Origin of the sequence: Streptomyces sp. NPDC050549 (genome assembly GCF_040655035.1) — a bacterium.
Classification (GTDB): Bacteria; Actinomycetota; Actinomycetes; order Streptomycetales; family Streptomycetaceae; genus Streptomyces.
Genome location: NZ_JBFAJD010000036.1, coordinates 16,057 through 26,776, shown reverse-complemented (window position 1 = coordinate 26,776; position 10,720 = coordinate 16,057). Strand labels below are relative to the sequence as shown.

General features: G+C 70.0%; 8 protein-coding genes and 2 pseudogenes. 4 read left to right on the top strand and 6 right to left on the bottom strand.

All coding sequences use genetic code 11. The annotated features are described in order from the left end of the window. Positions 1–322: 322 nt before the first annotated feature. A complete protein-coding gene (locus AB0I51_RS37040; protein WP_362982783.1) occupies positions 323–931 on the bottom strand; it encodes a TetR/AcrR family transcriptional regulator in 609 nt (202 codons plus the stop codon). 57 nt (positions 932–988) lie between these two features. Here AB0I51_RS37040 and AB0I51_RS37035 point away from each other — a divergent pair, with 57 nt between their 5' ends. After that, on the top strand, positions 989–1,888 hold the full coding sequence (locus AB0I51_RS37035) for an alpha/beta hydrolase (protein ID WP_362982782.1): 900 nt from the start codon (positions 989–991) through the stop codon (positions 1,886–1,888). A gap of 694 nt (positions 1,889–2,582) precedes the next feature. On the opposite strand, the pseudogene AB0I51_RS37030 reads toward AB0I51_RS37035, so the two are convergent. From AB0I51_RS37030 to AB0I51_RS37010, 5 genes and pseudogenes are all read right to left on the bottom strand, one after another. Beyond that, positions 2,583–3,516: pseudogene (locus AB0I51_RS37030) on the bottom strand (aldehyde dehydrogenase family protein); the annotation flags it as partial. Further along, on the bottom strand, positions 3,488–3,781 hold the full coding sequence (locus AB0I51_RS37025; protein WP_362982781.1) for a DUF1330 domain-containing protein: 294 nt from the start codon (positions 3,779–3,781) through the stop codon (positions 3,488–3,490). The gene AB0I51_RS37025 and the pseudogene AB0I51_RS37030, both read right to left, overlap by 29 nt. A 42-nt stretch (positions 3,782–3,823) precedes the next feature. Then, entirely contained in the window at positions 3,824–5,257 is a 1,434-nt protein-coding gene (locus AB0I51_RS37020) for an MFS transporter (RefSeq protein WP_362982780.1), read from the bottom strand. Continuing rightward, positions 5,254–5,616, bottom strand: coding sequence for a MarR family transcriptional regulator (locus AB0I51_RS37015; protein WP_362982839.1), 363 nt, complete (start codon positions 5,614–5,616; stop codon positions 5,254–5,256). The genes AB0I51_RS37020 and AB0I51_RS37015 overlap by 4 nt, the downstream gene beginning before the upstream one ends. Positions 5,617–6,305: 689 nt before the next feature. Beyond that, positions 6,306–7,445 carry a helix-turn-helix domain-containing protein gene (locus AB0I51_RS37010; RefSeq protein WP_362982779.1) on the bottom strand — a complete coding sequence of 380 codons (1,140 nt, stop codon included), beginning with the start codon at positions 7,443–7,445 and terminating at the stop codon, positions 6,306–6,308. 87 nt (positions 7,446–7,532) lie between these two features. Between AB0I51_RS37010 and AB0I51_RS37005 the strand changes: the two genes are divergently transcribed. The 3 genes and pseudogenes from AB0I51_RS37005 to AB0I51_RS36995 all read left to right on the top strand — a co-directional run. Then, a complete protein-coding gene (locus AB0I51_RS37005) occupies positions 7,533–8,588 on the top strand; it encodes a ferredoxin reductase (protein WP_362982778.1) in 1,056 nt (351 codons plus the stop codon). A 7-nt stretch (positions 8,589–8,595) separates the two neighbouring features. Next, positions 8,596–9,717 (top strand): acyl-CoA desaturase, encoded by a 1,122-nt coding sequence (locus AB0I51_RS37000; protein WP_362982777.1) that lies wholly within the window; start codon positions 8,596–8,598, stop codon positions 9,715–9,717. A 220-nt stretch (positions 9,718–9,937) separates the two neighbouring features. Beyond that, positions 9,938–10,573 (top strand): annotated as a pseudogene (locus AB0I51_RS36995) (NAD(P)-dependent oxidoreductase); the annotation flags it as partial. Positions 10,574–10,720 lie beyond the last annotated feature (147 nt).

Sequence of the window (10,720 nt, the reverse complement as noted above, 5' to 3'; positions counted from 1 at the left end):
CCGGAGGAGCGGCCGGACCCCATCCTTAACGGCGGGGAGTTGCCGTGGACGTATGGCGACCCTGCCGAAGCAGCCGAGTTCCGCGGCTTCTTCGGCCTCGCGTGTGAGCCCGACGGGATCACGCGGGTGCGACAGAGTGCGTCAGCCGGGCGGCCGACACCATCGGCGACCAGCCGGTGAACGCCTCTCAGCTCGTGATGCTGTACGGAGGATCGCACGCCTCGAATCCGAATCGCCTCGGTGCTCCTGGCGGGCAGCCCTACCGCGCGCCACCGCCTCGTCGCCGCCCACGCAGGAGGATTGGCGACGGAACCGTTCCCGCCTATCGCGGCCCCGACGCTCCGGCCGGTCGATTCGGCCCAGCCTCGGCATTCCTGGCGGCGGCTGCCGCGACGGTTGCCAGGTCCTCGCCCGGGAAGCCGACGCGGCTCAGCACCGCCAGGGACTTGTTCGTCGCCAGGGTGCACAACGCCAGCTCAGCTGCCTCCCGTTCACCGGCCCCCGCCGCCACCAACGCCTGCTCCAGCATCGTCCGCAAACCGTCGATCATGGCGTGGACCATCGCCCGGCCCTCCGCGTCGAGCGCCGGGAACTGCGTCGCCGACACCGTGAGCAGGCAGCCGTCCGGGACCGTCGGGTCGGCGATGCGGTTCAGAGCGACCTGAAGGTAGGCGGCCACAACGGCGCCCGGGCTCGGGTGGGGGCCGGACAGCGCCTGCTCGTACAGCGGGTGGTAGGTCTGCGCGTACCGTTCCAGGCTCTTCCGGAAGAGGGCGCTCTTGTCGCCGAAGGTGCCGTAGAGCGAGCCCCGGCCCAGGCCCGTGCCCTCGGTCAGGCGATCGATCGAGGCCTCCGAATAACCCCAGCGCCAGAAGACGTGCATCGCACGTCGGAGCGCCTCGTCCACGTCGAACTGCTTGCGGCCTGCCATGGTCCGTCAGCCTACACATCTTGTAACGATCGTTCAAAGATGGGTAGGGTCGCCGGCATGACACGCTTGAGTTCGCTGCGACTGCCCGACGGATTCCTCGACGTCTTCACCAGCCGGCTCGTGGAGGTGAACGGACTGCGGCTGCACGCGGTCACCGGCGGGGACGGCCCGGCGCTGCTGCTGGTCGGCGGGTGGCCCCAGACCTGGTACGCCTGGCGGGAGGTGATGCCCGCGCTCGCCCGCCGGCACACCGTCGTCGCCGTCGACCCGCGCGGCGCCGGGCTCTCCGACAAACCCGACGACGGGTACGACGCCGGCACGCTCGCCGCCGATCTGGTCGCGCTGATGGCCGCGCTCGGGCACGACCGGTTCGACGTGGTCGGCCACGACATCGGCACATGGACCGGATACGCCCTCGCCGCCGATCACCCCGAGCGGGTGGGCCGGCTCGCCATCGTCGAAGCGGTGATCCCCGGTCTCACACCGTCCCCGCCGTTCTTCGGCCCGGCCGCGGCCAACCTGAAGCTCTGGCAGTTCGGCTTCAACCGGCTCACCGACCTCAACGAGGACCTGGTCCGGGGACGGGAACGGCTCTTCTTCGGCTGGCAGTTCGCCACCAAGGCCGCCACACCGACCGCGATCCCCGCGTACGCCGTCGACGTCTACGTCGACGCGATCACCGCGGATCCCCGCGCGCTGCGGGCGAGCTTCGCGTACTACCGGGCGCTGGACGAGACGATCGCCCAGAACGAGCAGCGCAGCAAGACCCGGCTGACGGTGCCGGTGCTCGCCGTCGGCGGCGCGCTGTGGAGCGGCGCGAGTGCCGCCCAGACGATGCGGCCGGCGGCCGACGACGTCACGGCCGTCGTCCTCGACGACTGCGGCCACTACCCGGCCGAGGAACAGCCGGCACGGTTTGCCGAGATCCTGGAGGACTTCCTCGCAGCCGACCGGTAACAGGCACGCCACACCGTCGAGCAGGCCCTCACCCACCACCAGCTCGAACGCCCCGCCGTCCGAGGGGAACGGCACTTCCAACTCGCGACGGCCTCGTCCCCCTGGCACGCAGCCTCATCACCCGGCGACACCTCGGTCTTGTCCAGGCCGAAGTGGCCGTAGTCATCCGGGCCGGGCCGGCAGGACGAACCACGAGCGGGGAACGGACAGCCGGCCGGCCTTCCGGACCACCACCACGGGCCGAAGACATGATGACGGGTCACGCCGAAAGTCTTCAACGGTGCGGGATACGCCGGGCCGTGACGGCTGTCGCGGGCCTCACCACGACGGATGGACGAGGCATCCCGACGGCGGAGAGCCGAGGGCCGAGGAGCGGATTCGGCGTGAGCAGGTCCGGCTGGCGACCGCTGATCCGATCGAGGCGGCACCGACCCGGGCGATGTCCGCGAAGCGGTTGAGGTCGCAGGCGACGCGGCACAGAGCGGCACGGGGCGGGGCGGGGCGGTGGAGACGATGATCTGATCAACGGCGGCCAGCAGCACGGCGAGGACCAGAGCGCTCATGGCCACGGTGACGCCGGGGCGCCCGTCGTGTTCGAGGGGAGTGCGCGACGCCGCTGCGGACTGGGGGCAAGAGCGGTGGACACGGCGGAGTACGTCTCCAGCCGTGGGCCGCGCGCCCACGGCCCCCTGTTCTACCGAGGCCAGAGGGTGACGGTCTTGTATTCGAGGTACGTGTTCAGACCGGCGAAGCCGTACTCGCGGCCCACGCCGCTGGCCCTGAAACCGCCGAACGGCCCGTCGGAACCGATGGGGGCACCGTTGATGGTGACAGTGCCAGTACGGATAGGACGGGCGACAGCCAGGGCATGCTGCTCACCGGCGGACCACACGCCGCCGGACAGACCGTACTCCGAGTCGTTGGCAATCCGCACGGCATCGTCCTCGTCCTCATAGGCGATGACGACCAGGACCGGGCCGAACATCTCCTCCCGGGCAATACGCATGGCGTTATCGACATCCACGAAGACGATCGGGATGACATGGCAACCCCGCTCCAGGCCGGCCGGCACCTGCGGGCCCCCAGTGACCAGACATGCTCCCTCCCTGATGCCGGTCCCGATGCAGTCGCGCACCCGCTGCTGCCGGTCACAGCAGATCATCGGACCGATGAAGGTGCCCGGGTCCCGCAGATCACCGACCTTCAGCGACCCGACAACCCGCCTGACAGCGTCGACGACCTCCTCACAACGCCCGCACGGAACACGGATACGGGTCTGCACGACACCCGCCTCACCGTTGCTGAGCAGGCACGAGAACGCCACCCCCGCGGCCGTGAACTCCACCAGGTCGGCGTCCGGCAGCACAATGGCGACACACGTACCGCCGAACTCCAGACTCACCCGCTTGAACTGTCAACCCGCGACGGAAGCGACCCGGCGCCCCACACCCGCCGAACCCGTGAACGCGACCCCGTCCACCTCCTAGCAGGACACCAGGCACTCACTGGTCCCACAGTCAGCCGACAGCACACACGCCTTCCACCAACCGCCGGTCGACCACCCCGTTGTCCCCGGTGTCGGCTACCACCCGCGGCACGTCAGTCGCTGCCTTCGACGATGCGGAAGTCGCGCTCGACGCCGTCTGAGAGGGCGACCAGCGCCTCCTGGTAGGCCGCACTCCCGTGCGCCGCGACGGCCTGCTCGAAGCTGTCGAACTCGACCAGGACGGTGCGCTCGGCGATTCCGGCGTCATACGCCACGACCCGACCGCCACGGACGATGGTCCGACCGCCCGCGGACTTGACGGCCGGAGCAGCCAGCTTGTTGTAGGCGGCCAGCTTCTCGGGGTCCGAGATGGTGCGGTACACGCTGACCCAGTAGCCCTTGGGCATGGAACCTCCAGTGTGAGGATGAGTGCATCTGGCTAACAGGACCTACGGGTTGGTCCCGGACGGGCGTCGGCGGGCGAGAGCGAGGCTTGTCAGCGTCGTGATGGCCATGGCGCCGATGCCGACCAGCGCCGCGGTGGTGTAGGCGCTGTCGTCGGGGAAGAGGTGACCGGGGCCGGTGCCCGCGGCGAGGATCAGGCCGCCGATGGCGCTGCCCAGGGAGTACCCGACGCTGCGCACGACGTAGTTGAAGCTCATGGCGCTCGACGTCTCGCTCTTGGGGGTGACGGCCAGGATGACGCCGGGCATCGCGGCCGAGAAGGCACCGACGCCGAAGCCGAGCACGCCCATCGCCGCGAACAGTTCGGCCAGGTCGGACCGGGCCGCCGCGAACAGGGCGAACCCGCCGCCGACCACGACGGCGCTGCCGGCCAGGAGCAGGGGGTCGGCGATGCGCGTTTGGACCCGCGGCGTGAGCTTGCCGGCGACGAACCCCAGCACCGAGAACGGTATGAGGACCAGCCCGGCGACGAAGGTCGTCAGCCCGAAGCCGTAGCCGGCGCCGTGCGGCGTCTGTGCGTACCGGGTGACGAGCGTGAGCAGGAGGTACATGCCGATCCCGCCGACGAACATCGCGAGGTTCGCCCCGGCGACCGCCGGATGACGCACCGCCCGCACATCGACCAGGGGAGTCGTGCTGCGCAGCTCGACGACGGCCCAGACGCAGAGCAGCACCACCGCGACGACGGCGAGGCCCGCCGCCACGGCGAGGTGCCGGCTCCACAGATTCCGTTCGCCGGCGAGGAACAGCACCAGCAGCAGCGCAGCTGCCAGGACGACCGCGCCTGCCACATCCACGTGGGCCAAGCGGCCTTCGGGGGCTTGGGGCACGGAGCGCCACGCGGCCAGGAGGGCGGCGGCGGTGACGAGCAGGCCGAGGCCGTAGGCGGCCCGTACCCCGCCGAGCTCGGCGAGCAGCGCGGCCAGCGGGTAGCCGACGCCGACCCCGATGATCGAGACCACCGAGATCAGGGCGATCACGGACGCGCTGCGCTCCTCGGGAAGGTGGTCCCGGGCCACGCCCATCATCAGCGCCGTCAGCCCGAGCCCGACGCCCTGGGCCGCCCTGCCGGCCAGCAGCCACGCGAACGGCAGCGGCAGCACGGTGAGCGCGCTGCCGGCGACGACGACCGCCAGCGTGGCGAGGATCGTGGCCCGCCGGTGCGGGCCGGCTCCGAGCCGACCCAGGACCGGCGTGGCGACGGCGCCGCTGAGCAGCGCGACGGTCAGCGTCCACTGCGCGCTGCCGAGCGAGACGTGGAACGAGGTCGCCACGCTGGTGATGAGCGGCGTCCCGAGGCTGGCGACCGCCGCCACGACCAGAGCGACGAACATCAGGGCGGGGACCAGCAGTTGCGCCTCGGAACGCGCCACCGGAAAGGCCTGCACCGCGCCCCCGCCGACCGGCTGCCCGGTCACCGCTTCGGCCCTTCGCGGTCCTGGCTTTCGAGCTCTGCCAGATGCTTCAGCGCCGGAAGGGCCGCCACCAGCGCCTCGACCTCGTCGCCGGTGAGCTCGCCGATCAACCGCGCGAACGCGTGGACGCCCGCCCGGCGCCGCGTGCGGACATAGGAGGCGCCGGCCTCGGTCAGGCACACCAGCGTGACCCGCTTGTCGAACCCGTCGCCCCGCCGCTCGACCAGGCCGGACTCCTCCAACACCCGGACCAGGGCGGTCATCGCGGGCTGGGTGACGCCCTCGACCGCGGCCAGATCGGTGATGCGCCGCGGGCCGGTCCGGTCCAGGGTGGCCAGAGTGGCGGCCGACGTCAGGCTGATGTCCCGGGGCAGGCGCCTCGCGGCCCTGGTGGCCAGGCCATAGAGGACTGCCCCGACGGCGGCGGACGCGCCGGGAGCGGTGTCTTGACGACTCACGCCCGAAGCATAGCTGTTTTATATTCATGGCCTATGGAAATGGTCGGCTGCTGCGGGCGCTCGCGGCGGTAGAAGCTTCAGGACTCCGTCCGACTCTGTGACGCGACGCGCGGCAGCCTCTAGCTCACCGATCCCCATCCGAAGGGTGAGCTCGTTGCCGATCGGGTCACGGGCGAAGGCAGGCAGTTGCCCCGGGCTGATCTGCTGGCCCGTCACGAAGCCGTGCATCATCGCCGTGTCGATCCTCAAGGGCGCCACGACCACGCGGCACAACGGTGTGTCCGCCAGGTCCACGCCGTTGTAGCCCCGCGGTTCGCGTCGGGCCCAGCCGCGCAGCGCTACGGAGCCGACATTGCCTCCGTGCACGATCCGGCACCGCGCTTCTCAGAGGCAACGCCCCGGGCGGGTTTTCCCGAGGCCTGGTCTGGTCTTCGGGCCATCTCCCGGACTCAACTGGCTGATACCGCTCTTCCCCGGGCCGCATGAACCACCCGGGCCGCATGAACCAGCTGATGGCACCGAGAACGAGGAACGATTCCTGGACCGCTCGCGGACGCGGTCGTCGCCGCGGTGGGGGACGATCGAAGAACGCTTCAGCCGACCCGAAGACCGACCGCCAGCGTCAGTTCAAGGACCCTGTGCGGCGATGCGAGATCCGGAAACAGTTCCCGCAACTGCGACATCCGGTACCGGACCGTCTGGGGATGGACGAACAACGCCGCCGCCACCTCGTCCCGCCTGCCCTGGTGCAGCAGCCACTCCCGCAGCGTCTCCTCCAGCCGCCGTGCGGTCGCGACAGGCAGGGTGCGCAACGGTGCGAGGGCTCGGGCACGCAGGTCTGCGAACGCTTCCGCATCGGCGCTCAGCACCAGCTCGGGCAGGTGGTCCTCGGTGTCGCGGATGTCGGAGGAGAGGGAGCGCGCGCGTGCGGCTCGTGCGTACGAGGCGGACGCGCGGGTCCATGGCCGGGCGGGGCCGACCACGGCGGCGCGGACGGTCAGCTGCCGCAGGAGATGTGATCGGTCGGCATCGGGTACGAGCAGCACACCGGTGGCATCGGGCAGATCGTCGAGGACGAGGGTGCTCGGGTCGAGCGCGCGGTAGGCAGGCCGGGTCTGGACGGCGGGCAGCAGGACCGCGGTCAGCGAAACCGGAGGCTGCCACCCGGCCCGTTGAGCAGAGGCCAGCAGCACGTCAGGGCTCGCGCCGGCGAGGAGGTCGCGGGCCAGGTGTTCCAGGTGGCGCTCCTGGTCCCTGCCCCGTGCGGCCAGTTCGTCGGCGTGGCCCGCGGCGCTCGCGGCGGAGAGCTCGTCGATGTAGGCGAAGGTCAGCTCGGCGAACTTGGCGACCTCGGCGGCGGGCAGACCTGCCGGTACGGCGCCCGCTGCCAGGCATCGCCAGGCCACGCGGGCGCCGACGCGGTAGGCGCTGAGCAGGGCGTCCATCGAACGGCCGTCGCGGACCTCGCCGCGGCCCAGGTCGTAGGCCGCGTCACCGCCGTCGCCGCCCGTGGCGTTCCCGCTCGCGAGGTCCAGATAGTGCCCCAGAGCGGTACGGACGGCTCGGCGGATGGTGCCGCCCATGGGGCCCGAAAGGGCGTTGGCGTAGGGAGGGACCTCGTCGATGATCGCCTGGACGACCTCGTCCGCGGTGCTCTTCAGCGCGGCCCGAAGTACGGTGACCGTCGTCTCATCCAGGGCCAGTTCGCTGACCCTCCGGATTGCATGGCTCATCTCTTTGTTCCCTGCGAACAATTCAGCCGACCAGATTTACGTCCTGCGGTCAGGACTTTACGCCTTGCGGCGCAGCAGGCTGGAGTCATGACGAGTACAGCCCTCCGCACCAGGGCGTGGAAACTGCTGGAGATGGTCACGACGCCGCTGCTGCCGTCGGACTACCTGGACCTGGTCAGCCCGCTGCGCGCGGGCGCCGACCTGCGTGGGCGCATCGAGGCCGTGCACCCCGAGACGGGCGACGCCGCGACCGTCGTGATCAGACCGGGACGGGGCTGGCGCGGCCACACGGCCGGTCAGTACGTGCGGGTCGGGGTCGACGTCGACGGGGTGCGCCTGTGGCGTGCCTACTCCGTCACCTCGCCGACGAACCGTCAGGACGGCCGCGTCACGATCACCGTGAAGGCTATCCCGGACGGCAAGGTCAGCAACCACCTGGTCCGCAGGGCGAAACCGGGCACGCTGATCCATCTCGACCACGCGACCGGCGATTTCGTGCTGCCGCAGGCCAAACCCGCCAAGGTGCTCTACCTGACGGCCGGCAGCGGCATCACGCCCGTGATGGGCATGCTGCGCGACACCGAGTTCGACGACGTCGTCATGGTCCACAGCGCGCCACAGCCGCAAGACGTGATCTTCCGCAACGAACTGCACGACCTGGTCGCCGACAAGAAGCTGCGGCTCACCGAGGTGCACACCGACACGGACGGCATGCTCGACATCGCCCGTCTCGCCGAACTCGTGCCCGACTGGGCCGAGCGCGAGACCTGGGCCTGCGGGCCCGCGGGCCTGCTCGACGCCGCCGAAAAGCACTGGGCCGAGCACGGTGTGCAAGAGCGCCTGCACACCGAACGCTTCCGCCCCGGCGTCGTCGTCACCGGCGACGGTGGCGAGGTCACGTTCAGCGCCACCGGCAAGACCGTGGACGCGGACGGCGCCACGCCATTGCTGGACATCGGCGAGGAGGCCGGCGTGCTCATGCCCTCCGGGTGCCGCATGGGCATCTGCTTCGGCTGCGTCACACCGCTCAAGGCGGGCGCCGTCCGCGACCTGCGCACCGGCGAGATCACCGAGGCCGAGCCGGGCGTCCTCATCCAGACCTGCGTGTCCGCCGCGGCGGGCCCCTGCGACATCGAACGGTAGGAGCACCTTGACCGCCACCGACCCCACCGCCCATCTGACCGCAGAGCAGATCGAGCAGCTCGGCCGCGAACTGGACGCGATCCGCGACGAGGTGATCGCCGGCCGCGGCGAGAAAGACGCCGCCTACATCCGCAAGGTCATCTCGGCGCAGCGCAAGCTCGAACTCGTAAGCCGCGGCGTGCTGCTGTTCTCGCTCTTCCCGCCCGCGTGGCTGATCGGCACCGCCGGCCTGTCCGTGGCGAAGATCATGGACAACATGGAGATCGGCCACAACATCCTGCACGGCCAGTGGGACTGGATGCGAGACCCGAAGATCCACTCCACCACCTGGGAGTGGGATCACGTCTCGCCGGCCGACCAGTGGAAGCACTCGCACAACGAGTTGCACCACACGTACACCAACGTGATCGGCAAGGACAACGACCTCGGCTACGGCATCATGCGCGTCGACGAGGACCAGAGGTGGCACCCGTTCCACCTCGGCCAGCCGCTGTGGAACTTCCTCAATGCCTGCTTCTTCGAGTACGGCATCGCGGCGTACGACCTGGAGCTCGGCAAGAACCTGAACAAGCGCCGCCGCAAGAACCCGGAGTTCCGCGCGCGGGCCGGCGCCGTGGGCCGCAAGATCCGCAAGCAGGTGCTCAAGGACTACGTGATCCACCCGCTGCTGTCGGGCCCGTCGTTCCTCCCCACGCTCGGCGCCACGTTCACCGCGAACCTGGTCCGCAACATCTGGACCCACTCGGTGATCATGTGCGGGCACTTCCCCGAGGGCGTGCAGGTCTTCGAGCGCCGGTCGATCAAGGGCGAGACGCGCGGCCAGTGGTACCTGCGCCAGATGATGGGCTCGGCGAACATCAGCGGCAGCAAGGCAATGCACTTCATGACCGGCAACCTCTCCCACCAGATCGAGCACCACCTGTTCCCGGACCTGCCGAGCAACCGGTACGCCGAGGTCGCGGTGAAGGTGCGCGCGCTGTTCGAAAAATACGAGCTGGAGTACGTCACCGGCCCGCTGCCCAAGCAGGTGTTCTCCGCGTGGCACAAGGTCTTCCGGCTCTCGCTGCCCAACAAGAAGCAGCCCGAGGTCAAGACGCCGGACCGCGAACAGGAGCTCGTCGCGGCCTGATTCCCGGAAACGCCATCCGTGATCACGATCAACTTCAGCCGGGGCGCCCCGTCCCTGTCCATGCAGTCACCGTACGAAGCGAGAACAGCCGCGGGGAGCCCCGCCGCTGAGTTCCTGCTCAGCTGCGAGGAGACCTGTCCGCATCGCGGGCCCGGCGGAGCGCCTCCAACGGGTACGGGGTCTGCCTGCTCTCACTCTGGAGCTTCCGTAGAAGTCCGTCATCACTGTCGCGCCCAGGCGCGCGCCCTCGACGTCGCGGCAGAGACCGACGCCATGTGGAGCGTGCCTGGTCAGCTCTCCGCGCGAGGCGGCCTCGTCCGCCGACATCGTCATCATCTGCCTGACCGACGACACGGCAGTGGGCGAGGTCTACGACGGGCCCGACGGCATCCTCGCCGGGCTACGCCCGGGAACAACCGTCCTGGAGACCAGCACCATCGCCCCACAGACGGCACAGGCCCTCGCACCCCGGGTTCTCGAACACGGCGCCGTTCTCCCTGGCACTCGGGTGTCCGGCTGCGCCGAACTCGCCACCCGCGGCGAACTCACCTTCCTGGTCGGCGGCCCCAAGGAAGCACTCGACCATGTGCGTCCCGTCAGGAACGTCCTGGCCACCCGCATCCTTGCCTTCGGGGAATCGGGCGCCGGCAGCATCATGAAACTGGCGATCAACTCAATGCTGCTGTCGCTGGCAACAGCACTCGCCGAAGCGCTCGGCCTCGCAGAACGCGCCAGAATCGACCGGGCCTACGCCTACGACGCCTTCACCCAGAGCCCCGCCGCAGCCCCTTTCATGCTGTACAACCGTGACACCTTCGTACGACCACGTGAGGCGGCCGTACACATGACGCTGTCGCTGGTCGCCAAGGATCTGGACCTGATCGACGCCCTGGCAGCATCCGTGGCGTCTCCGTACTGGCCGAACTCCTGCGCCACGCCGCAACAGCCCAAGCAGGACAGCCGCCGGAGCGGCGGACCCGACCGTCCGGTTCTCCGTAACGCG

What these genes read in the sequence shown, in the direction of transcription:
- AB0I51_RS37040 (WP_362982783.1), bottom strand. Translation starts at nt 931, where the DNA reads ATGGCAGGCCGCAAGCAGTTCGACGTGGACGAGGCGCTCCGACGTGCG.
- AB0I51_RS37035 (WP_362982782.1), top strand. Translation starts at nt 989, where the DNA reads ATGACACGCTTGAGTTCGCTGCGACTGCCCGACGGATTCCTCGACGTC.
- AB0I51_RS37025 (WP_362982781.1), bottom strand. Translation starts at nt 3,781, where the DNA reads ATGCCCAAGGGCTACTGGGTCAGCGTGTACCGCACCATCTCGGACCCC.
- AB0I51_RS37010 (WP_362982779.1), bottom strand. Translation starts at nt 7,445, where the DNA reads ATGAGCCATGCAATCCGGAGGGTCAGCGAACTGGCCCTGGATGAGACG.
- AB0I51_RS37005 (WP_362982778.1), top strand. Translation starts at nt 7,533, where the DNA reads ATGACGAGTACAGCCCTCCGCACCAGGGCGTGGAAACTGCTGGAGATG.